The sequence below is a fragment of the Xanthocytophaga agilis genome, assembly GCF_030068605.1.
Classification (GTDB): Bacteria; Bacteroidota; Bacteroidia; order Cytophagales; family 172606-1; genus Xanthocytophaga; species Xanthocytophaga agilis.
In genome coordinates this window covers 1471196-1496876 of the sequence record NZ_JASJOU010000001.1, presented here as the reverse complement: position 1 = coordinate 1496876, position 25681 = coordinate 1471196, and the positions used below count along the sequence as shown (strand labels likewise).

General features: G+C 40.7%; 18 protein-coding genes, 1 tRNA gene and 1 CRISPR repeat array (1 of these 20 only partly in view). Of the genes, 9 read left to right on the top strand and 10 right to left on the bottom strand.

Annotation, left to right across the window (positions count from 1 at the left end; genetic code table 11):
- Positions 1 to 99: 99 nt before the first annotated feature.
- The 4 genes from QNI22_RS06180 to QNI22_RS06165 all read right to left on the bottom strand — a co-directional run bounded on the left by QNI22_RS06180 (position 100) and on the right by QNI22_RS06165 (position 4854).
- On the bottom strand, positions 100 to 2331 hold the full coding sequence (locus tag QNI22_RS06180; RefSeq protein ID WP_314509748.1) for a hypothetical protein: 2232 nt from the start codon (positions 2329 to 2331) through the stop codon (positions 100 to 102).
- A gap of 85 nt (positions 2332 to 2416) precedes the next feature.
- Positions 2417 to 2536 (bottom strand) — tRNA-OTHER (locus tag QNI22_RS06175).
- A 527-nt stretch (positions 2537 to 3063) separates the two neighbouring features.
- The gene (locus QNI22_RS06170; protein ID WP_314509747.1) at positions 3064 to 3714 is read right to left on the bottom strand and encodes a GIN domain-containing protein; all 651 of its coding nucleotides are present in this window, start codon (positions 3712 to 3714) and stop codon (positions 3064 to 3066) included.
- 87 nt (positions 3715 to 3801) lie between these two features.
- Positions 3802 to 4854, bottom strand: a complete 1053-nt coding sequence (locus QNI22_RS06165; protein WP_314509746.1) for a methyltransferase — start codon at positions 4852 to 4854, stop codon at positions 3802 to 3804.
- Between the two features lie 254 nt (positions 4855 to 5108).
- On the opposite strand from QNI22_RS06165, the gene QNI22_RS06160 reads away from it, so the two are divergent.
- The 6 genes from QNI22_RS06160 (at position 5109) to QNI22_RS06135 (ending at position 12883) form a co-directional block, all read left to right on the top strand.
- Positions 5109 to 5708 carry a TetR/AcrR family transcriptional regulator gene (locus tag QNI22_RS06160; protein WP_314002581.1) on the top strand — a complete coding sequence of 200 codons (600 nt, stop codon included), beginning with the start codon at positions 5109 to 5111 and terminating at the stop codon, positions 5706 to 5708.
- 30 nt (positions 5709 to 5738) lie between these two features.
- Positions 5739 to 7190: a TolC family protein gene (locus tag QNI22_RS06155; RefSeq protein ID WP_314509745.1), complete on the top strand. Its 1452-nt coding sequence runs from the start codon at positions 5739 to 5741 to the stop codon at positions 7188 to 7190.
- Positions 7191 to 7224: 34 nt separating this feature from the next.
- Complete coding sequence (locus QNI22_RS06150) at positions 7225 to 8283, top strand: efflux RND transporter periplasmic adaptor subunit (protein WP_314509744.1); 1059 nt, start codon at positions 7225 to 7227, stop codon at positions 8281 to 8283.
- A gap of 43 nt (positions 8284 to 8326) precedes the next feature.
- Positions 8327 to 11470, top strand: a complete 3144-nt coding sequence (locus QNI22_RS06145) for an efflux RND transporter permease subunit (protein ID WP_314509743.1) — start codon at positions 8327 to 8329, stop codon at positions 11468 to 11470.
- A 146-nt stretch (positions 11471 to 11616) separates the two neighbouring features.
- On the top strand, positions 11617 to 12036 hold the full coding sequence (locus tag QNI22_RS06140) for a hypothetical protein (protein WP_314509742.1): 420 nt from the start codon (positions 11617 to 11619) through the stop codon (positions 12034 to 12036).
- Positions 12037 to 12715: 679 nt separating this feature from the next.
- On the top strand, positions 12716 to 12883 hold the full coding sequence (locus QNI22_RS06135) for a hypothetical protein (protein WP_313989019.1): 168 nt from the start codon (positions 12716 to 12718) through the stop codon (positions 12881 to 12883).
- Between the two features lie 108 nt (positions 12884 to 12991).
- Here the strand turns inward: QNI22_RS06135 and QNI22_RS06130 are convergent, their stop codons facing one another.
- Complete coding sequence (locus tag QNI22_RS06130; RefSeq protein WP_314509741.1) at positions 12992 to 13756, bottom strand: nuclear transport factor 2 family protein; 765 nt, start codon at positions 13754 to 13756, stop codon at positions 12992 to 12994.
- Positions 13757 to 14599: 843 nt separating this feature from the next.
- Here QNI22_RS06130 and QNI22_RS06125 point away from each other — a divergent pair.
- A complete protein-coding gene (locus QNI22_RS06125; protein ID WP_313989024.1) occupies positions 14600 to 14833 on the top strand; it encodes a hypothetical protein in 234 nt (77 codons plus the stop codon).
- Positions 14834 to 15059: 226 nt separating this feature from the next.
- Entirely contained in the window at positions 15060 to 15602 is a 543-nt protein-coding gene (locus QNI22_RS06120) for a cysteine hydrolase family protein (RefSeq protein WP_314509740.1), read from the top strand.
- Between the two features lie 1302 nt (positions 15603 to 16904).
- On the opposite strand, the gene QNI22_RS06115 is transcribed toward QNI22_RS06120, so the two are convergent.
- From QNI22_RS06115 to QNI22_RS06100, 4 genes are all read right to left on the bottom strand, one after another.
- Positions 16905 to 18050, bottom strand: coding sequence for a redoxin domain-containing protein (locus QNI22_RS06115; protein WP_314509739.1), 1146 nt, complete (start codon positions 18048 to 18050; stop codon positions 16905 to 16907).
- A 1109-nt stretch (positions 18051 to 19159) separates the two neighbouring features.
- On the bottom strand, positions 19160 to 19561 hold the full coding sequence (locus tag QNI22_RS06110) for a VOC family protein (RefSeq protein WP_314509738.1): 402 nt from the start codon (positions 19559 to 19561) through the stop codon (positions 19160 to 19162).
- Positions 19562 to 19726: 165 nt separating this feature from the next.
- Positions 19727 to 20491, bottom strand: coding sequence for an AraC family transcriptional regulator (locus QNI22_RS06105; protein WP_314509737.1), 765 nt, complete (start codon positions 20489 to 20491; stop codon positions 19727 to 19729).
- Positions 20492 to 20590: 99 nt separating this feature from the next.
- Complete coding sequence (locus tag QNI22_RS06100; RefSeq protein WP_314509856.1) at positions 20591 to 20887, bottom strand: GIY-YIG nuclease family protein; 297 nt, start codon at positions 20885 to 20887, stop codon at positions 20591 to 20593.
- 378 nt (positions 20888 to 21265) lie between these two features.
- Here QNI22_RS06100 and QNI22_RS06095 point away from each other — a divergent pair, with 378 nt between their 5' ends.
- Positions 21266 to 23659, top strand: a complete 2394-nt coding sequence (locus QNI22_RS06095) for an ABC transporter permease (RefSeq protein WP_314509736.1) — start codon at positions 21266 to 21268, stop codon at positions 23657 to 23659.
- A gap of 231 nt (positions 23660 to 23890) precedes the next feature.
- On the opposite strand, the gene QNI22_RS06090 is transcribed toward QNI22_RS06095, so the two are convergent.
- Entirely contained in the window at positions 23891 to 24358 is a 468-nt protein-coding gene (locus QNI22_RS06090; protein WP_314509735.1) for a hypothetical protein, read from the bottom strand.
- A 217-nt stretch (positions 24359 to 24575) separates the two neighbouring features.
- Positions 24576 to 25681: a CRISPR direct-repeat array (repeat unit 30 nt; unit sequence ATTTCAATTCCTTACTGGTACAATTAAGAT) (it continues 179 nt past the right edge of the window).

The following is a 25681-nucleotide window of genomic DNA, read 5'->3' as shown; positions in this document are numbered from 1 at the left end:
AGGGAGATAGATTTCTTAAAAAATAACCCAACACCTATACTCATTTCAAAAGCATAGGCGTTGGATAAAGACTAAGATCCCAAATTCGGGATTAGCCCATTAATCTACTAACAATTGTGTAACTGCCGCAGCATTCATAGCCCATTGCTGGGTATATACCTCATCTGCTTCTGGTGTCTCTAAAACCTGCAGTTTTTGTGCATTGGCCTTGATAGACAATAGATTTCCTACACTTAACTTGCTATCCAGCTTTTTGAGCATAGATTCTATATTTCGTGTATCCAGACCTTGTACAACCTGTCCTCCAAATGGCATTTCCAGCCAGATAACTTCTTTAGCTTCTACATCCAGTACCCCGAATACCATTCCCTTTGCCAGACTATTGGTTACACGAACCTGATACTGTACACAGGATGGATCATAGGCTACTCCGGTTTGTTCAGATATCTTCATTGGAAAGCGAGTGTTCATCCAGCCAATCACCAGATTAGGGGTGATAGAGCCATTGCTATACGCATTGCAAGTAAACGTTACATATTTTGCCTGTGCCTTACGCAGTTCATTTACATTGATTTCAATGTATTCGGCTGTTCCAATCTGGTTTGGAATGCTTCGGATATCTCCACTGTGCTTACAGCCGGTTGCTACCAGAGAAGAGTAAGAGCAGAATTCCATTCTAGACGCAAACGCAATATGACAACTCAAGTCCATATCCATATGTTGGGCAGGCAAACCTGTTCCCCACTGCATAAATAAACGTACGGTGTCTCCTTCAATTGGAAAACGAGTTCCCATTAAAGCCGAAGGCAAATCCTGCACATTGTCACTACGGTCACCGATAGATACAGGCATCTTAAACAGGATCGGATCAATGTAAATAGTTTTGCTTTTTGTTTCCTGTGCTGCAAAACGTTTTTCCATGGCAACCAGACAAAGATCGGCTACTGCTGACTTCATCTCATCCAGCTGATCATCATTGTATAAAGGTAGAAGTGCATTGGCCGGAATATTCTTGCTAACACCTCCCAGTGGTTTTACTACCCGGTTAAAGCCTTTCGTGAAATAATTTTCTGCATACATATTCAAGGTAAATACCAGACGAGCAGGTACTTTGTCAATGACTTCCGCAAAAGCCTCGACAACAGGTTCGCTTCCAAACCATAACATATTGGCAAACAGCGATCGTGCAAAAAGACCCGGACGTTGTTTCAACAGTTTTAAGGTATTATCCTGATCCATACGCAGACGGAACTGATTGACACGTCCCTGCCATACTTCATACACCTGATTGTAAAACAAATCCATCATCTCTTTCAGCTTCTCAAAGCCTGCACGTTTGCTGTATTCAGCCAGACGTAACGCCCGGATAAACCGTACCCACATTCCACGTTTTGGGTGCATCATCTCACACATCTTTTCTGCGTCCATTGGCAGATTGTTCAACCAATGCGCTACCATACTACTAGTCTTACGACTGTATTTCAGCTTTAATGCATCTTTAGCAGCCAGTTTCGCTTTTGCACTATTTCCCAGCAAGGACACAGTATGCCTGTTATTGTTTTTATGGCGCTGGATAATGGTCTTTGGCTCTATAATCTGTAAGAAACCTGTATGCTTATACCACAGATAACGCAGGATATCCGTAGGAGAAGTAAACAATGCCTGTGCTTTTTCGGGTTGGTTTTGCTCAATACATATATCTATCACTGTCATCAGTGTTTCTTTCATTCCGATAGACACTTCCGGCAATGGCAGTTCTTTCAATAAGATTTTCAGACTATCAATCTGTGTGGCATCTAATGCTGTTTTGGATGTAAGTAAATCTTTGAAAAAGTTTTTTAGCTCTTTCTCAGTCCATAGCTCCAGCATTTTTAGCTTACTTCCCTGACCATACAATTCAACTTTTCCAAACTCAAACGGCGTTCCGCAGAATGGGCAACCATTGTAGCGTTCCAATGGAAATGTATTAGCTGGAATAATGTGTCCACAAGGCAGTGTAGTACCACGTCCTTCAAAGACATTGACAAAGAATGTAATGATATGATCTGTTACAGTCTCACCTGTTGGTGTATCCCATCCTTTTACCAATGGAGTCCAGTTCTTGTTGACGCCCATTACTTCCCGAAACTTCTCCAGTAGATTTGCCTGGAAAGCAGGTGTTGTCTGATTAAGTGCATGCAATAAAGGTTCAGATACACCATATCCTAATTTACCTAAATTGGCTACCAGCACTGAGGTAGTTCCTCTAAGCGTTTTGTTGATTGTAGCATTTTCTACATTCGGAATAAAAATGGCCTTTTGACGAAGGCTTACTGTAATAAATGGATTCATAGTTGTAGTTAATCGTTAAATCAGATAATCGGAGAACTATTTTTTTTTGAGAAAATAGAAGTAAGTACTCCTTGACCTTAATTTGGAAGGCAGGCTGGATTCGAACCAGCGACCCCTAGAACCCATTGAGAAGTAAGTCTTGATTGACCCATCGGGTAATTTCAATACTTTTCAATCTAGTGCTCTACCGCTGAGCTACTGCCTTCATATTGTATACTTTAGTTAAAATTAGGTAATTGTAAAGCTGTTTTTTACCAAAAAAAAGAGAAGTAAGCCTGACTTGACCTTGATTTTGCGAAGCAGGTAGGAATCGAACCTACGACCTACGGCGTGACAGGCTGGAAGTAAACATGTTTTGACCAGAATGGTAATTTTCAGTCATTTTGGGATCGAACCAAAGAATCTCCGAAGAGATTCTTGCCAGTTGAAGTATGACTAAATTGACCATAGTGATAATCTTAATGTTATACGTCGTTCTACCACTGAACTACTGCTTCAAAGACAAATGCGGTAATTGAAAGAGTTTTTTCTTAAAAGGAAGTTTAGAAGTAACTTATTCTTGACCTGCATTTGATGTTACAAAGATATCTCTGACGCTACGCAGCCTATTTGCGTAGTGAAAAAGATTTCTAAAATATTTTTTCTGATATAGGTAAAGCTACTTTTGCTTGTGATGTAATATGTTGATATATAGGCGATTATTTATTTTGGTTGCCTCAGGTTTTCTTAAAATTATTTTGCTACCAGCCTTCCTGTACCAGTATACGAGGCCCGTACAATAGGTGGACGACCTTTATAGTTGACATTCCCTATAGAATTCACAAACGCATTGATCACCTGTTTGGTATACACTTCACAATCTAACACATTTGTAGAGTTTACGTAAGTGCTGTCTGTAATGAGGCTATAACCTTTAAATGCAACCATATTGGTTAGTCCAAGATTCAGAAAAGGAGTTCTGCCAGAGATTTCATATGTTCCGGTATTAATAGCATTAAGTCCGAGATAACGGGTTACAATGACATCTTTGAGTTTCAGAGAACCTGCATGAATGGAAAAATTGAGTGTATCTGCTGTAAACGATTCAGCACTTTTTACAGAACAGCTGTTACAGGACAATAGGTATAGATTCCTGACAGCAATGGTAATGGTCCCCATTCCATTAATGGATAAATTCCCGTTGCTTACATTATAATAGGAATCACTCATGGAGGTAGAGATCACCTTGTTCACAGGACCGCCTACCAGATTAAAGGTTACAAACCCATTGGATGTAATGGTCGTAAACGACCCCAAAGGTTTGGGTGGAACTTCCTCCACTTCACAGGATATAAGCCCTGCAAAAACGAGTACTAACAGAAAGAGTTGAATCGCCTTTTTCATCCCTTTTATATACCCGACAACTAGTGAGGGTAACAAAAGGGATGAAGTGCTGTTTGTAAGTTTTTTTATTGGTTTTATACAACTTGCCTACAGAGGTTTACGGGCATGGATAAGGCCATAGTCCATTAAGGTAGGAATATCTTCCTGTACGTTAACAAGACCTGAAGCAGAAAACCATTGACGATATTCTTTACGGCTATAGGCTCTGCCTTTGGTACCTAGAAACAGCATAGCCGAATAGTCTGTCACTGCCAGTGGCCCATCCAGTGTATCATCCAGAAAGGCATCATGTATCCAGATTTCACCATTGGGACGAAGTGCATTGGCGAATTTTTGGGCGAGAGACTGACAAATATCCTCAGGCCAGTCATGAAACAGGCTGGCTGCCAACAGAAAATCTGTTTGTGGCAGAGGATCTGTTAACATGTCAGCCGGGAAAAACAGTACTCTGGATTGGATATCAGCTGCATTTTCCTTATCACTGTTACAAAATTCTTCCAGCAACTCTGCTGCTACCTTCAATACTGCCGGACGGTCTACCACCGTAGCTGTTGATTGTGGATTTACACGCAGCCATTCATAGGTGTAATATCCTGTACCACCTGCTACATCCAACAGATGTCCTTGTTGATTGGGCAGATGACTGGCAACAATAGGAGAGAGGTAACGGGCTCTTCCTGCCAGAGCAAGTGTAAACATACGGGCTGCTTCCGGATCGTCCATAGGAGAAGGTGCTTCGTCATCTTTTACATAGGAAACGCCCTGATTTGTATCCACAGGCCCATCATTTAGTAGATGCTGAACCATAGTCAATACACCCGGATCATCTTTTTCCAAGCCAGCATACCCTATCAGATTGTGTAGATTGGATTTGGTGAGATAACGTCCCAACTCCGTAAGGCTTAGTTTTTTATCCTCTGTGTAACAAATCATTCCCATAGCACAGAGTGCGGGAAATAAGACCATTGCCGGGCGATTTTTTATGGCTAATTGCTCCTGTAGTTCGGTAATAGATAAAGGTCCATGAGAAAGTATCTCGAAAACAGGTAAATGGTGAACAGCTGCTACCAGCAGATGTGAGCTGGCTTTTGCACGTAAATAGCGTGTAATAGGTGCAATATCTGGGAAAGGAAGCGACATATAAAGAATGGTTGTAGACGATTTTCAACAGAAGTAAAACTCAAATTTCTAATTTCTATTCCGAAAAGAAAATGGAGTCTCTGATAAAGTAAAACAATACTATGCCCGTCTTCCTATATAAGCCTCCTCTTAAGCAATCAAAAACAAACATTTTTTAACGCAAACTTACACATTTGAACTTTTTTGAAAGAATGATACTTATCCTTTATAAAAAAATCTACCTTTGTTAGATTTTTTTATAGCATGTAAAAAATATGAGCAGTATAGATAGAAAGACCAGACACAAAGAAGCCTTACGCACAGGCATTCTTCAGGCAGCACGCAATATTGCTTTAAAGGAAGGCTGGCAGGCTGTCACTATTCGCAAGATTGCCGATGAGGTAGAGTACACACCACCGATAGTATATGAGTTTTTTGAAAACAAAGAGGCTGTTTTCTTTGAAGTAGCCATGGATGGGTTCACCATCTTACGCAACATGCTTGAAGCAGAGGTAATAGAAGATACTCATAAGCAACTATGTCGGTATGCTATCATACACTGGCATTTTGCTGAGCAGAACCCGGAATTGTATAAGCTTATGTTTAGCATTGAATCGATTCCTTCTGTTGCAGAAGAACGCCCTCAGGAAGTACTCAGTATTGGTGAGTTAATCAAAAATGCTATGAAGGCCATTACTCCAGGGCTTGAGGATAAGGAATACAAAGAATTGTTTTTCCAATGGATGTGCATCGTGCATGGTTTTATTACGATGGCCCTCATTATGAGACACCGCATTGAAAAAGAACCAGATGCCTGGGAGCCTGAGCTTTATCTGGAAAGAGCTACTCGTCGCTTTATCAAAAGTATACAATAATTTTTTTGCTATTCAACTTTTAATACTTCTATGAATTCCACTTTTAAAAAGCGTTTCTTTCACGCTGCCGGATGTCGGTTACTAATCCTGATTGGGTTAATAACCAGTCAGCCAATATGGGCACAAATAGCAGACTCTAGTGCTTCTTTTTCCATAAAGGATTGTATTGAGTATGCAGCCCAAAAAAATAGTAAACTAAAGATTTCTCGTTATGACGAAGAAATCGCACAACAACAGGTACGCCAGATCAGAGGTCGTGGATTACCGCAGGCTAATATCAATGGGACTTTTGAAGATCGGTTAAAAGTTCCTTTACTGGTAATTCCTGGAGCTGGTAGCCTTCTCGGGGGAGATACAACAGGAACAGGAAGTGGAAGCAATAATGGTAATAATGCAGATGGTAAAGGTATTCCATTAGGTTATCAGTTTAATACTACACTTACCGGAGAAGTTACTCAGATGATCTTTGATCCTTCTTTTTGGGTAGGGCTTAAGGCTGCTAAATATTCTGGTGAATTGTATTTACAGAATACTCAGCAGGCAAGCGAGCAAGTAGCTTATTCTGTTGCTGATGCTTATTATCAGGTAATTGTTGCTCAGAAACAATTACAGTTGCTCCATTCTAATTTGACTAACACACAGGCTACCTTAAGTAGTACTGAACTTCAATTTAAAAATGGTGTCGCTAAGCAGGTAGATGTGAACCGTCTACGAGTAAATGCAAGCAATCTGGAATCACAGATCCGACAAGCAGAATTGACTTTGTTACAGTCTCTAAATAGTCTAAAGTTCCAGATGGGAATGCCACTAAATCAACAAATTACCTTGAGTGATACAACTTTGACATTCAATGAATCTGATGCATTATCTTCCGATGCTCCTGAGAACTATATTGAAAATCGGATTGACTATAGAATATTACAAACCAACCTGGCCTTACAGGAATTAGATCGGCGAAATATATCTACTGGTTATTTTCCTACTTTGACAGCATTTGCCAATTATGGTTATACTGGCCAAGGACCAAATTTGGGTTTGTTTAAAACAGCTGGGAACGGGTGGGTAGACTATACAACTGCTTCTATTGGCCTAAGATTACGTATTCCAATATTCGACGGTTTACAACGAAGTGCTCAAGTACAACAATCCAGAATAAAAGCGCGGCAGATAGAAGAAAATATTACTCTGACCAGGCAAAATATTAATCTGGAGGTTGCCAATGCATTAACTCAATATCGTAATACAGTACAACGTATTGAGTCAGAGCAAAAAAATGTTGAATTGGCTCAGGAAGTATATCAAGTAACACAACTGGAGTTTAGAGAGGGAGTAGGTACTTCTACAGATGTAGTAAATGCAGAGACTTCATTACGTCAGGCACAGAATACATACATCACTACATTATTGGATTTATATAGAGCACGATTAAATCTGGAGCGATCTAAGGGAAATCTACTTACCTACTTGAATTCCGCTAAATAATAACTGATACTATACTCTTATATATTATAGAAACATGAAACGCATTCTCACCATACTAGTCATTATCGTTGTTATAGCTCTGGTAGGTTTCCGGCTAATGAACAACAAAAAACAGATTGACGCAAAGAAACAAATGCCCGATACAACCGGAGTACAAATTTCGGTTAATGTGGCAGAAGTAAAAAGCAAAGCAAGTGAAAAGAATCTGACACTGGTTGGGACTGTAACAGCCAATAAGGTGATAGATATTAAGGCTGAAGTAGCTGGTACATTGACCAGTGTAAACTTTGAACTGGGTGACCAGATACGCCAGGGACAGGTACTGGCACGGGTAGATGCACGGGTGAAGTCATTGGCGGTTTCTACGGCTGAACAGACCCTTGCCAATGCTAAACAGAACGTAGATCGCTATACTAACCTATTCAAAGGTGGAGCTGCTACAGAGGCTCAGCTTCAACAATACCAGCTTACCTATGACAATGCAAAAAACCAGCTGGAACAGGCTCGGAAAGAACTGAATAATACGAATATTGTTGCGCCAATCAGTGGAGTTATCACATTGAAACCTGTAGAAACAGGTGCTTTTGTCAATATCGGCGCTTCTATTGGCACATTGGTAGATGTATCTAAGTTAAAAGTGCAGTTGAATGTAGCAGAGCGGGATGTGTATGCACTAAAGCTAGGTGATCCGGTAAGTCTGACAGCTTCGGTATATCCGGGAGTAAAATTTGAAGGGAAGATAACCTTTATCAGTCCCAGAGGAGATGATGCGCACAATTATCCGGTAGAGATTCAACTGATTAATCAGTCTAAAAATCCATTAAAAGCAGGTACCTATGTAGATGTAGCCTTTAACCGTAAAAGCCAGGTGCCTACTTTGCAGATCCCACGTGAAGCCCTTGTAGGAAGTATCAAAGATGCACAGGTGTATGTGGTGGGAGCAAACAATGTAGTAAAACTTCGTAAAGTTACGATTGGAGGAGATAACGGTACAGCATTGGAAGTGCTGGATGGATTGAAAGAAGGAGAGAAGGTAGTTACTACCGGACAAATTAACCTGTACGATAATGCTCATGTGGCAGTGATTCAGTAAAGGTAAAACTATTTAAAGTCACGATTTTTAATTTACGGAAACTATGTCTATTACCGAGATTTCCATTAAACGGCCCGCATTGGTAATTGTAATTTTTACCGTGCTGGGTATATTGGGTTTGCTGAGTTATTCTCAGCTTAATTACAACCTGCTTCCAAAGTTCGAAGCTCCGGTGATGTCTGTGATTACTCTGTATCCGGGAGCTGCGGCAGGAGAGGTTGAAACATCTGTAACCAAAAAGATTGAAGATGCCTTATCCTCACTGGAGAACCTGGATAAGATTCAGTCCACTTCGCAGGAAGGCGTATCACTGGTAGTGATTCAGTTGTTGCAATCTGCTAATGTAGATGAGTCAGTACAGGATGCTCAGCGAAAAGTAAATGCAATTTTATCGCAGTTGCCTGATGATGTAGATGCACCTACAATAAATAAATTCTCAACAGACGATTTGCCTATTCTGCAAATGGGAGTATCTGCCAATGTGAGTCCCACTACCTTTTACAAGATGGTGGAAGACAGGATACAACCTCAGCTGGCAAAGATACAGGGTGTAGGGCAGATCACGCTGGTAGGTGGTGAAGAACGTCAGATCAAAGTAAACCTGGACCCTGAACGTTTACAGGCGTATCACCTGTCACTGAATCAGGTTACACAAGCCATTATTACTGCCAATCAGGATTTTCCGACAGGAAAGGTAGAAACAACTGACCAGCAATATAGCTTGCGTATTGCAGCCAAGTTTGCTTCATTGGACCAATTACGTAAGCTGGTTGTATCTACCCAGCCAAGCGGCAGCCGGATTACGCTGGAAGATATTGCAGAAGTGGAAGATGGAATTGCAGAAATCACAACTATCAACCGGATCAACGGACGCACATCTATTGGTTTGATTGTGCAAAAGCAGGCTGATGCCAATGCTGTGGATGTGAGCAAAAAGGTAAAAGCCGAACTAAGTAAGATTGAGAAGATGTATGCGGCAGAGAAGGTGAAGTTCAATATCGCCAATGACAGTTCCATCTATACCTTAGCTTCTGCCAATGCGGTTCAGGAAGACTTGATTCTGGCTGTAATCATTGTAGCTGCTGTGATGTTGATATTCCTGCATAGCTTACGTAGCTCACTGATTGTCATGGTGGCGATTCCAGCGTCTATGATTTCTACATTCATTCTGATGTATGTGTTCAACTTCTCGCTTAACTTGATGACTTTGATGGCTCTTTCGCTGGTAGTAGGGATTCTGGTTGATGACTCGATTGTGGTGTTGGAGAATATTTACCGCCATATGGAAATGGGTAAAGATAAACGTACTGCAGCGCTGGATGGACGAAATGAAATTGGCTTTACAGCTCTTGCGATTACGTTGGTGGACGTGGTGGTATTCTTACCGATGTCGCTGGTATCCGGATTGATTGGGAATATTCTGCGTGAATTTGCGCTGGTGGTCGTATTCTCTACATTGATGAGTTTGTTTGTGTCTTTTACCATTACACCTATGCTGGCTTCCCGTTTTGGAAAGCTGGATCATTTTACAAAAAATACTCTTTGGGGACGTATTTCACTGGGCTTTGAAGACTTGTTTACTCGTCTTCAGGACGCTTATACCCGTATTCTGAAATGGAGTCTGGGACATCGGTGGGCAATCTATCTGGGTGCATTTATATTATTTGTAGGGTCTATCGCGCTGGTGCCTGCCGGATTTATCGGAAGTGAGTTTGCTGCGCAGGGTGATCGTGGTGAAATGATCATTCAACTGGAACTGGAGCCTCAGGTAACTATGTACCAGAACAATCAGACCACACGCAGGGTTGAACAACTGCTAATGGAACAACCTGAAGTAAAGCTGGTTTTGAGTAAGGTAGGGTACACCAGTGCACAGATGGGAGCAGGAACAGGTTCCAACAACCGTTCAGAACTAACCGTGCTTCTGGTAGATCGCAAGGAACGTTCGGTAACGACCGAAGAATTTGGTGCAAAAATAAAGGAGAAGATCCAGAAACTTCCTGGTATAAAAGCCAAAGCTGCTGCTACCAGTATTACAGGTAACGCCAACACTGCCCCTGTACAGATTGTATTGAAGGGAACAGAACTTGATAAAGTACGTCAGGCTGCCGAAACGGTAATGGATGTGGTAAAGAGGACGCCAGGTACTACAGATGTTGAGTTTTCAGTAGAAGATCCCAACCCTGAGTTACAGGTACAACTGGACCGGGAACGTATGGCTGCGTTGGGACTTTCTGTCAATGATGTAGGTAGTACACTGCGTACTGCTTTTAATGGAAACGATGATTCGAAGTATCGTGAAGGACAGTATGAATATGATATCCATATTGCCCTGGATCGTTTTAACCGGGCTAACAGCGATGATGTGAGTAATATTCCCTTTGTGAATAATCAGGGTAAGCTGGTGTCGCTGAAGCAATTTGCCACTGTATCTCAGGAGCTGGGAGCCAGCAAGCTTGAACGCCGTGACCGGTTATCGGCTATCACTGTAAATGCACAGGTAGTTGGTCGTCCGATTGGTACGGTAGGGGCAGATATTCAGAAAGTTATGCAAACAAAGAAACTGCCGGAAGGCATTGTGATTGAGTATGCTGGTTCACTGCAACAGCAATCGGATGCGTTTGGTAGTCTGGGTATAGCGTTGTTGATTGCTATTGTATTCGTATACCTGATCATGGTAGCCTTATACGATTCCTTCCTGTATCCGTTTATCGTATTGTTCTCACTACCTGTTGCCTTGATTGGTGCCTTGATGGCCTTAGCGCTTGCCCTTGAAAACCTGAGTATTTTCTCTATTATTGGGATGATCATGCTGATGGGTCTGGTGGCTAAAAACGCGATCCTGCTGGTAGACTTTACCAATCACCTGAAGGAACAGGGAATGCCTGTAAGGGAAGCATTGGTAGAGGCGGGTAGAGAACGTTTGCGTCCAATCCTGATGACCACCATTGCTATGATCTTTGGTATGTTGCCGATTGCATTGGCGTCTGGTGCTGGTGCCGAAACCAAAAACGGTCTGGCCTGGGTAATCATAGGTGGTCTGACCAGTTCACTATTATTGACACTGGTACTGGTGCCTTCTGCTTATCTGACGTTTGAACTGGCAATTACTAAAGTGAAAAAACGTTTTGGCCGTAAATCTGATTCGATTGCCCCTGTGCCATCGCTTTCAGAAGAAACCAAGTAATTATATACTGGATTTTTCCAGAAACGACTTTGCTATTGTTTACAAGACAGGGCAAAGTCGTTTTCTTTTTGATGAATTACAGGTAAAGACTTATTTTTGATTATCCTGATCCTGCATCAGAAATATTCCTCTCATAAATTATTCATATGGCTTATAGCAGAGATTTAATCTTACGTGTTTTAGAGCAGATCCGTGATATGCTTGCCCGTGTAGTAGGATTGGTAGAAGAAGGAAGAATAGAGCAGGCATTAGCTCAAAGTAACGCCATTGCTCAAAAAGTTACAGGTAAAGGTTTGGATGAGTTGTTGGAATTGGATCTACAGGCAATTACGCAGTTGATAGTAGAAGGTTCAGAGAAAGACCAGTTAAAACAGATAGAATATCTGTCAGATATGTTGTTTGTGTATGCATCACGGATTACATCTGATTCAGTAAAAAAAGATAAAGCTTTAACGTTGTCAGCCTCCTTGCTGGAATATATTGTTGACAAACAATCTACAGTACTGGATATGACTTTGTCTTTTAAGATGAATAAGATTAAGGGGTATAGAGAACAGAGTCTATAAGCTTATCTTGTCCCATAACTTTTTCAATTTTGAATATTTTAGGGAAAACTCTTTTTTGTCCTCTCACCCTTGTTGTCTTCCTTAAGTAAAGATCTCCTCGCTGTCCTTCTGAAAGAATCTTGTGACAAGACTGGCGGCCTTTCCGATTGGAGAGTATTTTTTCTCTCAGAAAGTGAACACCACTCTATTTGTCACAAGATTCTTTCAGAAGGACAAAATGGGGAAATCCTTTCAGATAGAAATAAGGAAAGATCTTTTCAGGAGAACTTTGTTCTTTATTTACAGACCTCTTTTCCAGAAAAGGTATGGGAAACGATAAGCTCTCGGTTTTGAAGGTGGGAGCATCGCTGGAGGCGTCTTTTTTGGGTATCGCGTCGTAGTGTGACAAAAAGTACCATGCCACTAGTAGAGGTATGATCTGGATTATACACCAACTTTGGAAGAACAATCTAATTTGTTACAAGTAGAAATCTATTCCTACCCATGAGCATTTATTGAAATTAATGAATTGTTTTTAACCGATATAGGATAGAAAAGAACTAAGAATTAGAAAGAGGAGTCTAAAAAAAAGCTTTTTTCTGTTACATTTTTTGGCTATACATTGTTATAATTACATCTGCATTTTGCGATCAGACAACTTCGTCTGTTTGTCATTCATCAAACTATACAAATACACATAATGGATTTTCTGATAGGGTTACTGGGCATGATGTTCATGGTGCCTCTGGTAACAGGTTATGTGGCGAATAGCAGAGGAAGGTCGTTCTGGAAATGGTTTGGTATTGCCTGTGTATTGCCAGTAGTATCATTTGCTGTTTTGATTTTTCTTCCTGACAAAAGCCTGTAACGAGTTGTATTACAAACGATTTTTTTACTTAGCTTCTGTATAAATGAGTCAAGAGCCACTCCCGAAAAGGAAATGGCTCTTTTGTTTTATTAGTACAGTAAGGAAGCTTTAAAGCATTCCGTTTGAGTGGGCCATAGTAGCAGGTATAGCCTGCTTAACGCCCCATTGTTCTACAATCTTTTCTTTACTCAGGCGAAAGAGATCATAGAATACATACGAATCGTTTTTTACTTTTCCTTCTGCCTGCACCACAACAAAGTTCCCTTCACCAATGATCCGATGTATCCGGGTGCGAACAACTGTTGTCGTACTGATATATTCCTGCAGACCTGTCTGTCCATTTGTAACTTCGGGTAGATGCTGAATCAAAGCGGGATCAACATATTTGTCAAGTGAAGTCCTATGCTGAGAAATAAATACATCCTCATAAAATTTCCGGACTATCGACTTATTCTCCTCTGTATAACCAGTATCCTCTATCTCTACAGGGCCTTCAACCATAAGATTGCCACTGGCTGTAGAGGAAGGTTGTATCTCAACAGCATCCCAGTGCTCAGCTAGTTTGCCATCTTGTATCCTATACAGATCTACAGTAGCATTCTGTTGATTTTGCCAGGGCATGCTGGAATGGACAATTACATAGGGCCCGTCTGCAATAAAGCGCATAAACGGCTTAACAGGATTTGCTGGACGGGGCATAGATGTAAGATAACCTATAAACTCCATAACGCCGGCTTTGCCTGTTTTAATCATCGGATTGTGCTGGATATAGTCTTCCGCAATTACTTCATTGGCAAATTCAACATCGGCTTGTCCAAAAATGCGGCGATAGACTTCACGAATAAGCTGAGCATTATTTATATGTTCTGACATAAAAGAATCGTTTTTGGATGAACGTACTAGTTTGCAGGTACATAGCATGCCTGGAAGCAGGCATAACATACCTGAGATGAAATAGTGATATTTCATTTTTGTGAATTTTTAAAAAGACATAGGAAATACGTCAGGCGAGTTTGCCTGGTGTCTCTGATAAATGGTTAAGGCAATGCAAAGCATTACTGTTTACCATAGAAATAGGGTATCTTCAGAGAAGGAGTGCGATATGTGGACACTAAAATAGTCAGCTACCAAAACTAGAAAAATCAAGGCTTCAAGGCAAGAGATTTACCAAATAAAGAACAAAAGCCCGCCTTCTTAAATAAATTACCTTTTTCTCTGTCCTTCTGAAAGAATCTCGTGACAAGACCGGCGGCCTTTCCAAATGGAGTGTATTTTCATTCATAAACATCAAGGACCTGATGGGCAGGATGAGCGATTTTATCTTGATGATGTGATTCTGATTAAATAATCTTCTGTATTTATAGAATTGAGCAAAGCCAGCCTACCAGGTTGGCTTTGCTGTTTGTATGGCAGAAGGCTTAATGCTCAATACTGTCTATTTTGTCTTTCCTGTATCAGTTTTTTGTTACTTCTATAGAAATTATTTGAGTTTTGTTTGGTTTTGGTGCATTGAGGCTCCTTTTAAACTGGAATTAGAATCAGTTAGTGCATGTTACTTATTCTGTACTTTTTTTTGTCTGCCAGAATCTATAGGTCATCTACACCTTTGCTGCAACCGACGAATACTTACCACTATTTGCTCTACAAACCGGATATAGGGTAAAGGAAGACATAGTTGCTTGTATAATTTTCAACCTCTATCCACCAGTTACCGCTATGAAAATAGACACAAAAGAACATTACAACAGCCTGGACTGCAATCCAAAGTATGTGCCTCAGATTCAGAATATTCTGCATGAAATGGGGTTTCAGATCTCGCACATGTACCAGCAGGAATCGTATTTTATGGGCATCAGCTTCCGTCTGCATTTCACCAAGCCTGTTCCGGCCATTGTCATTGAAGCTGCACTTGCCAGCCAATCTATCGTATTCTTTCTTCACCTGAACTAATCACCACATAACCTGTCAGAAATAACGAAGCAGGACTGTGTAAGATCGTTTAAAGAGACTTACGCTGTCCTGCTTAATTGTTTTTAAGCTATTGAGATGCTAAGTTAGTTGGTTGGTGATTCCCGAAAACCTCTGGAAATTATTTCCTATAAACGATTGATAAACTTCTCTTTTGATAATGCTCCAAAAGCTTCTATTTTGCTGACTGATAAAACACTATATATACATGCGGGCACTTCTTATTATCGATATGCAAAATGAATCCTTTGTTTCTATGGATGCCATGTTTGAGGGAGAGGCGGTGATTACTCGTATCCAGACGCTTGCAGAGGCGTTCAGAGCAAAGGGTGACAAAGTTATCTTTATACAACATGATGGGAGCAGCGAAGGATGTTATATTCCACATACGGAAGGGTGGGAGATCTTGCCTGCCTTACCCGTCAATCCGGATGATCTGGTCATTTCCAAAACTGCCAATGATGCCTTTTACAAGACAGATCTCAAACAGATACTGGACAATCTAACTATTACCGAACTGGTAGTAACAGGGTGTGCAACAGATTTTTGTGTAGATGCCACTGTTAAAGCTGCCTTGGTCAATGACTTGCCTGTAACGGTGCTCTCCAACGCACATACCACAGAAGACAAACCGCATCTGACAGCAAAGCAGATCATTGATCATTACAACTGGATCTGGAGTGCTATGGCGCAAACAAAGTCTGCCATACAGGTGGTAGATTTTGATACCTACACACAGACTGCTTCATAATTGTAAGACTAATCTATCCATTGACGGTCTGCATCCCTATTTCAAAGAACGAAGAAGGCCAACCCTTATCTTGTTCCATAACTTTTCTGGGAAAGAGGTTTGTAACTAAAGAACAAAGTTCTCCTGAAAAGATCTTTCCTTATTTCTATCTGAAAGGATTTCCCCATTTTGTCCTTCTGAAAGAATCTTGTGACAAATAGAGTTGCGTTTACTTTCTGAGAGAAAAAATACTCTCCAATCGGAAAGGCCGCCAGTCTTGTCACGAGGTTCTTTCAGGAGGACAAAAAAGGGTGTAAGGAGATTTGCTTAAACTCCAGGTCGCTTCTCAGGTCGCTGAGTTGATCAAGGACTTTGTCACAGTCTGATCTTGAGGTGAGTAAGGTTAGCGTTAATGCCATGGTTTTGTTTGGTTTGTTGTGGAAAAGGTTAGCGTACAAAGGGTCGATAGAGTAGGTGATTTCAGATGCATGGCATACAAGGCTCCGGCTTCCTTGTTTGCATGATTTTAATCTTCTGCTTTTACCGATTTAGCGATACAAAGGTCAGCATTATTCAAATGCCAGTCCAACCACTTTAGGAATAATGAAAATATGACTCACAGCCTGGCTGTGTTAATGATAGGTATAGTGATTTTTTGGCCTGCTGACCACTATACTTATCAGCTCCAGCCTTGATCACCATACAGATTATTTGTCTTGTGAAATGATTCCTTTGATCGTTATACCTATCAGCTTCTGAATAGATCGCTAGAGTGGTCAGTAAGACAGAATGACCATTATAGTGATTGCTGACTGTAAATGTCCTTGCGTGCAGGTGCTGAAGCTCTTTCAGATTATAGGGGTTTACAGGTTGCTCCTTAGTGCCTAGAGCTGGCTCATTTTTGGTGCAAAGCTGGTGCAAGTTGGCTCACCCGTTCATAAGGTGGGTTGTTATATATATACCCCCTTATAGGGGGGGATAGTATAACAACTCATGAACCAACTGAACCAGCATTGCAATTACAAGAAATAATGTCTTGTAGGGCTAATCAGGTGAGTATGGCGTATGGGTATGGAAGGAAAAGTGGGGCTACGGGTAGGATGCGTGGTTCTTTGGATGTTAAATGTTCCTGATAGGTACAGCTACCATGCTGTATTGTATTAGTTATTGGTTCATTTATACCCCTATATATTTATATATATATAGGGGCATATATAAACCAATAACCAATATACCAATACGCTGTCAGAGTAGAGGGGTCTGGAAGGGGAGAATAAGCAGGGATAAGTAACTAGCTTAGCTAACAAGTAGGTTACTGTGTTTTTATTTTAGTACAGCTTTAAGCGTTTCCTCAATGGCATCTGTTCGTAGGTTGAGCGCAATAATTTTACCTGCCGGATCAAGCAGAAGGTTAAAGGGAATGCTATCTACTGAGTATTGAACAGCTACTGCATTTTTCCAGAAATTAAGATCACTTACATGTGTCCAGGTAAGTTTATCTGCTGTAATAGCTTTTTGCCAGTTTGTAGCGTTTTTGTCCAGGGAAATTGACAAAATAGTGAAATTTTTATTCTTGAATTGCTGATAGGCTTTTACCAGATAGGGACTTTCCTGTCGACAGGGAGAGCACCAGCTGGCCCAAAAATCAACCAGCACATACTTGCCTTTAAAGTCTGACAAATGTACTTGCAGGCCTGCTGTATCCTGTTGTACAAAGTCAGGGGCTATCTGGCCAACTACCAGTTGTCTGGCAATCGCTAGTTTTTTTTTGAAAAATTTGACTTGTTCATAATGAGCTACATGTGAAGATTCGTATAGGCGAATTAGTGAATCTGCTCTCTGTAATTCTTGGGAAGTTCGTCCATCAATAAGTGCTCCCAGTTGATTTATACTACTGGCTGCATACGGATATTTTTGAACAAGATTCCATATTAGTTTCTTCTCCTGTGCCAGTAATGTTTGTTCGTACTGATTCGCTTGTTTGATTGCCAGTGAGTCCTGACGGCGAATAGCGTCTTCCCGCTGTTTTTCCATACTGGCATACTCTACTGAGGCAATAGCTTTGTCATACATCCGGCGAATGTCTTCTTCTCTGGAGCCATGTATACTAGCTTCCCATAGTGTTTTGGTATCTCCAGTGATGGTCATGGAGATGTTCTCTATATAAAAACCTATGGCAGAGGTGTTTGCATTTGTCTGAAGCAGAAAGTAAGTAGGTTCATGAACACTTCCTCGAAAAACAAACCGCCCATTTTTATCTGCAACCGTAGAGTCTGTTCGATTCTCATTTTTAAAAAAGGAATGTTCACGGAGATATATTTTCCGGTTACTGGCATTTTTTAACATTCCGGAAAGTGTGTAGGAGGGCTTGGAAGGTTTTCTGGACTGAGCTTGTACTGGCAGATATACAAGAATAAATAACGCCCATAGGACAGGCTTACAGTAAGGTGTTTTACAGTATAGTAGCATCTTTGAGTATAAGAGGTTGTGGGTCTGTAGGAGTAAAACACTTAATTTACTACTTTATGTGGATTATTTGCATACTAAGCCCCTGAATATGTTTTACTAACTGTTTTATTCATGTTATTGAACCTTAATGATTAACAAGGAAAAATTTTACCTCAAAGCACAATCTCTCTTTGTTCTCCTGAAAGCATTTCCCCTTTGCTGTTCTCCTGAAAGGAACACTCCTTAGTATCCTTTCCTCTCTTCGTGTCCTTCTGAAAGAATTTTCCCTTGCCTGTCCTTTTCCCTTTTCGTCCTTCTGAAAGAAACTTGTGACAAATAGAGTTGCGTTTACTTTCTGAGAGAAAGAATACACTCCACTCAGAAAGGCCGCCAGTCTTGTCACAAGATTCTTTCAGAAGGACAGGGAAAGGGGATTTCAGGAAAATAAGAAGGTGTATTTATATGAGAACAAAAGGGTAGGGCTTTCAAGAGGACGAACAAAGGGGAGTAACAATACTTTCTGAAGGATAGGGATAGTGGTTCTTTTAGAGAGCTTTTAGCAGGAGAAGAAAGAGAAATAATATGAGTCATCCCGAATTTTGAGTAAAAGAATCTCACATCCTTTAGAATAGTAGCAACAAAGTAGTTACAAAGAGAGTTGTGCTGACTTCAATCGCGAGTGGTCGTGTAGGTGCGTGAGGATAAAAATTCCGCGGGCCTAGCGTTGGCCCTGTGGGGCGAAGCTTTGGAATTTTTTGCCCTTTTTTGCGGCTAGCACACATCCTGGCCCAACAAATTCTCATTTGTTGTCCTTTTTTGGGCAAGCAAAAAATGAAGATGCCACAAGAAAAGTGATGTAAGGGACAATAACCCAATTTAGGAGAATACAAGCAAAAAATGAAGAGGTTAGTGGAAGAATAATGTAAGTGACTATAAGCCAACTCAACTAAAGAGATTGCTTAAAAATTAACCAGCGCCTATGCTTTTGAAAAGAGTATAGGCGCTGATTTTGTAAAACAAACTCACATCCAAAATTTGGGATGACTTATGTTTGGGAAGGATATACGTCTACTTTCTTTAACTGGTATACTTATTTTCGCAAATTTGTGTAAAATAAGATTCCGGTAAACTTAGTCGTTGCTATGTTCAGATAGCGTGAGAATATACCCATTTGGATCTTGTATTGCAAACTCTGTAGCTCCATAGAAAGTCTGGTGTGGCTCCTGAATAATGTGGGCTGTTCCTTTTACTTTCTCGTACCAGGCTGACAGATCGCTTACTGCCATATAAAGTGTGAGGCCACCACCTGGTTTCTGAGAAACTAATTCCGAATACTCTTCTTTCAGGTTTTCTTCTTCCTGAAACATCAACGTTACAGGTCCTGACTGCAACAGTGCCCATTGTAGCTCACCTTCTACTTTGGCGTGAGGTACAGTAGTAAGCACCTGGAATCCAAGTGTATTTTGATAGAAGTCAACAGTTGCCTGAACATTTTTGACCATCAGGTTTGGTGATAATGACTTTACTTCCATGAAAACAAATAAGGTAAGGTTGTATAATGCTAGTCTGTAGTAATAGCCCCACTATATACATATATGTAAATGCACAGAGGCTAGTACTAGTACCGATTCACAAAAGTAGGTATTCCTGATAGTCTGCTTTTGTAAAAAAGCGACATGCCGAGAAAAATAAATTAGTTAGTGAAGCAGATAGGCTGAAGGTTGCAGTCCGGAAAACTCCTGAAATTCTCTGGTCAGGTGAGCATGGTCGGTATAGCCATTGGTAAATGCAATCCCCATCAGGCTATCACGGCTGGTATCTTTGAGTAAGGTTGTGATATAACGAAACCGTATAATGCGCGACAATAATTTGGGTGATACGCCTACATACTGCTTAAAGTGCCTTTCCAATTGACGTGAACCAATAGAGGTCTGTGCACTCAGTTGCTTGATGGATAACTGCCCGCGTTCCTGGATAATCTGCCGGATAACTACACCCATAGGTACAGGGTAGGAGACGTTACTTAGTTGTTGGATTAATTGCGTTTCCAGTTTTCCAATGCGTTCCTGCCAGGTTGATAGCTCTATAAGTTGTTCATAGATAGCAGATCCCAGCACTTTATTTACATTATCCACTTGTTCGGACAGATTCGTAAACAGATGCAGAGGCGTTTTCACGAATGGAAAGATACCACCAGGACGAAAACGAACACCCAACTGATCTACACCCGGATTAGCCTGTACAATCGCAGGCTGTGTCATCATACCGATAATTCTGGGGGCTACTGCAACAAATGGTTCTGCTATCTTTCGGCTGAGGTTGGGAAATGTATAGATAATATCCATACATCCATCTGGTAAGATCCGATGAGAGATAGGCTGGCTGGCAGAGTGGCTTACCCAGAAACATTCAATCAGGGAACTGAGATTTTGATCAACAGGCTTGACTTCGAAATAAAGCATACACGAAATATCTGTCTGCAAGATACATTTTTCGGGAGAATTTATAGGGTAGTATGTGGTAGCTTATCTTTTTAGTTATCTTTTTCAGTTCTGAAGGTTTTAGGGAAATATTTCTTTTTTGTGCCTCTCACTTTTCCCTGCCTTTTTACCCTTTTTTTTCCTCTCACCTTTTTGTCCTTCTAAAAGGAACATTCTTCTTCTCTGTCCTCTTGCATCGTTTATATTCTGGAATGTTTCATAATAGAGCAATTTATAGCAGTGATATTTACCAGCAAAAGAGGCTGGGTTTCCTCTATTTTCACGATGTTCTGCCATACATCTTGCCAGATCATTGGTCACACCTGTATATAAAGTAGTCTTGGTAGGATTCGTTATTATATACACATAATAAGACATAGTAACATCTATACAATGATTATCTCTTTTGTAACCCTTGTTTTGGACATCCCCCATTCGGAAATGCCGCCGGTCTTGTCATGAGTTCCTTACAGGAGGACAGGGAGGATGTTTTATTTCCGTCGTTGGTTTTATCACCAACGACCACTTTCTCAACGTTCAGGTTGATTCTACTACCAAATTTAGGACAGGGTAGTACAGTATGTGGTGTTGTCCTATAGTTCAAAATCGTACAAGTACTGTCCGTAAACGGACAAATTATAGTATATATGGCTGTATGATAGCCTTTTAGATAGCTGAGAAGAGCTGTTTTTCGCTATGGCAAAATAGTTGCTTAGACTCTAATTCAAACACTTGTACCTTAGCAACAGAGATTATATGTTATACAACTACCTGAAAATCGCTTTTCGGAATCTTGTTCGAAACCGGGTGTATTCACTCATTAACATAGGCGGACTAGCTATTGGATTGGCTTGTTGTATCTGTATCGGCCTGTATATCTGGGATGAATATAGCTATGACCGTTTTCATACATCCTACAAAGATATTTATCGGGTAGTAGAAAAACAGACTCAGGCAGGTGCTACCTATAAGGTAGCCGTGACACCCGGACCCCTGGCAACTGCTCTGCAGACAGATTTTGCAGAGGTAAAACAAAGCTGCCGGATTGGAAGAATCTGGTATTCGGGTGTGTTACAAACCCCACAAGCCAGTGTCGAGCCGGAAGACATCCTGGTTACGGACAATTCCTTTTTTCACCTGTTTGATTTTAAACTTCTCAGAGGAAATTCGGGTACTGTGCTTTCCAATCCCGATGACATTGTTATTACTCCCCGGATTGCGGCTCAGCTTTTTGGGTCTGACTGGCAACAGTCCGATAGTCTGATTGGTACTATGCTTACCTTTCCCAATGGCCGCACACTTACCGTAGCAGGAGTAGCCGCTCCGCCCCCAACCAATTCGCATATTCAGTTTGATGCTTTGTTGTCTGCTCAATTTGACAGGCTGGATACCAATTCCGGAAATTATACATGGGACAACAACGCGTATCATACCTATGTTTTACTGAATTCTCAGGCCCGGACAGAGCCATTTGCTGCAAAGCTCTATCACTATCTGGATAAGTTTACTTCCAATACCGATCCTACTACGCTTTCATTACAACCGCTATCAGACATCTACCTGCATTCAGACTTTGATTTTCAGAGCGACTGGAGCAAAACCAGTAACAGTATTTACATTCGGATCTTTCTCAGTACAGGGTCAATCGTATTGCTCATTGCCTTGTTTAACTTTGTGAATCTCTCTACTGCACGGGCCATGAAACGGGCCAGAGAAGTAGGCGTTCGGAAAGCGATTGGAGCTGTAAAAAATCAGCTGGTCATTCAGTTTATGGGTGAGGCCATTGGAACAACCTTTATAGCCGTAGGTGTGGCATTGTTGCTGGTACAACTTTTCTTGCCAGCAGTGAATGATATTTCAGGCAAGCTACTTCAGGTTCCTTTTCAGGATACCCGTTTTTGTCTGGCACTCTGTGTATTTACCTTTCTGACAGGTGTATTAGCGGGCATTTATCCTGCACTTCACTTATCAGATTTTCAGCCAGTGATAGTATTAAAATCCTTCTCTGCCACCCATTCCGGAAAACTGCTGAGACAAAGCATTGTAGTTGCTCAGTTTTCGTTGTCGGTTGTATTGATGGTGAGCACAATTGTCATCTATAAACAACTCACGTTTATTCAGAACAAAAACCTGGGGTTTGATAAGTCGCAGCTTCTCTATGTAAGACTGAAAAATGAAATGAGAGCCAAAGGAGCATTGATCAAAGCTGATCTGCAGAAACAAGCCAGTATTGCACAGGTGACTACTACTTCTGGCAACCTGGTAGATCTGAATACCTCTACGGATTCTTTCCAGTGGGAAGGTCAGCCAGCCGGAGATCGTCTTTTGATCACACATATGAACATAGATCCGGACTTTCTGGCTACTACAGGAATGACCTTAGCAGCAGGGCGGAATTTTAGCACCTCCAGAGTGACGGATACGTCGTCTGCCTATATCATCAACGAAGCGGCTGCCAAGCGAATGGGCTGGACGGCTCAACAGGCCCTAGGCAAAAAACTTCAGTTCTGGAACCAGCAGGGACAGGTGATTGGGGTGGTAAAAGACTTTCATTTTCATCCGGTAACTACTTCTATCGAACCTTTTGTATTCCGGTACTGGCCTCAGCAGAATATTTCGGGCCTGTTTGTAAAAGTGCATCCTTATAAGATCCATGAAGCTATCCAGGCTATTGAAGAAGCCTATAAAGTACACAATTCACAAACAGCCCCTTACTACGAGTTTGTTGATCAGTCGCTAAACAGCCAGTACCGTACCGAACAAAACACTGCCCGTATTGTATTCTATTTCGCCGTATTGACTATACTGGTATCCTGTCTGGGATTATTCGGACTGGCAACCTATATGGCCGAACAACGCATCAAAGAAATTGGTATTCGTAAAGTGCTGGGGGCCAGTGTACCTGAGATCGTAAATCTCCTCTCCAAAGACCTGCTCAAGCTGGTAGGCATAGGCATTGGCGTTGCCTCACCCATAGCCTGGTATGTGATGAACCAATGGCTACAAAACTTCGCCTATCGGATCGAGATCGAGTGGTGGATGTTTGGTATAGTAGGAGGGGTGGCTATCGTAATTGCCCTACTCACCATCAGCCTTCAGAGCATTAGAGCTGCACTGGTAAACCCTGTGCACTCCCTGCGCAGTGAGTAAGAAAGATAACCTTCTTCGAGAAGAAACAAATTTTTTCCTTTCAGCAGGAAAGGAAGAAATCGTTCCTGTTCTTGTAAAAAGAATGCTCTCTTTATGCTTTGGAAAGAGTTTTCCCTTTTTTGTCCTTCTGGAAGAATCTTGTGACAAATAGAGCCATGCTTGGTTTTTGAGTGAGATAAATTCTCACTTCCTGGTACTTTACCAAATCTATACGAGTCGCTATGCTCGTTATTACTCTTCCTGAATCGTTATATTATCAATTTCGCAACAATCTGTTTTTATATCACTATTCAAGATTAATTCCCCTTGCTCATTCTCATTGATTGATACGCTATGATTCTCAGCAGAAAACAAGTATGCATCGTAATCACGACTATAATGCCAGCTACCTTTTATCGTGTCTTGTTTAAGATTTTCGATTGAAATAGTAAATCGTCCTTTTTTACTTATCTCAACTATAACAGGATTTGAATGACTGTCTTTTCCTAAGTAAGTCCCTTCAAAACTTTTTTCCTGATATAGTGCATTAACTCTGGATCCTAGTATTAGTATAAATGGAATAGAAAAACTTACTGCTGATAAGCGTAAAAGAACTTTTCTAGTTTGTTTTAATCTAAAGCTCAGTAGTCCTGCTACTAGTAATATTGCTGATGGAACCCAACACAGTACCATAAGAGCAGAAAGCAGCATAAATTCCATGCTATATATTTAGTTTGGTTTTTAATTGTTTGATACTGAGGTTGATGTTGTGAGGATAGTTGATGCTATAGTTGTATGATGAAGCAATGCACATTAGAAGACAGTTGTCGATTTACTTGGTTTGTATATGGTCCGATATTTCCGGGAGAAATATATAAGAATTATCCAGGAGGTGTAATCTCTTACTGGTCAACCTCTGATAGTTCAAGCCGCTATAACTTCAATTCCTTACTGGTACAATTAAGATTGGAAGACAACAAAACGTTTTTGCGTATCTAACAGAATTTCAATTCCTTACTGGTACAATTAAGATATCGATCATTGTCAAGTATCCTTGCTTCAGCAACATATTTCAATTCCTTACTGGTACAATTAAGATGTTGTCTGAAATAGGCTATAGTTCTGTGTATTGCGAATTTCAATTCCTTACTGGTACAATTAAGATTATATCCGCAACAGTTGTTTTGGATGTAACCTTTTTATTTCAATTCCTTACTGGTACAATTAAGATTTCTTTGGTTACCCAACGCTTGAAAGTTTTCGCCTCATTTCAATTCCTTACTGGTACAATTAAGATCCAGGCTATAGTAATCTTCATCCCTCAGTAAGAAATATTTCAATTCCTTACTGGTACAATTAAGATGTACAATACTTTGAGAACCTATGTACACCTATGCCAATTTCAATTCCTTACTGGTACAATTAAGATTACCCTCAAATGTCCGGCTTCGCTCTTTCCATCTGTCATTTCAATTCCTTACTGGTACAATTAAGATGAAATCGTACAAAAAGAAAAACAGGCTTTCACCGATATTTCAATTCCTTACTGGTACAATTAAGATGATGCAGGTTGAGGTTGAACTATATCAGTTACACGCATTTCAATTCCTTACTGGTACAATTAAGATTGAGCTGCACTATAATAATGAGTATGACAGCAACAAATTTCAATTCCTTACTGGTACAATTAAGATTGTGTGTGCCATTTCCGAACACTAGCTTATCTGCATATTTCAATTCCTTACTGGTACAATTAAGATATCCTGCCCATATACCAGAAGTATTATCAGTATCGTCATTTCAATTCCTTACTGGTACAATTAAGATAAGATTGCTTTATAGTTGAAATCGGTGAAGATGGCAATTTCAATTCCTTACTGGTACAATTAAGATAGTGTTGCTGAGAATGAACTAGGGTTAGGCTGCTGAATTTCAATTCCTTACTGGTACAATTAAGATGACCTGCAGCGGCGGCAAGTCCACCAAATACTACAAATTTCAATTCCTTACTGGTACAATTAAGATATGAACCCCATGCGAATA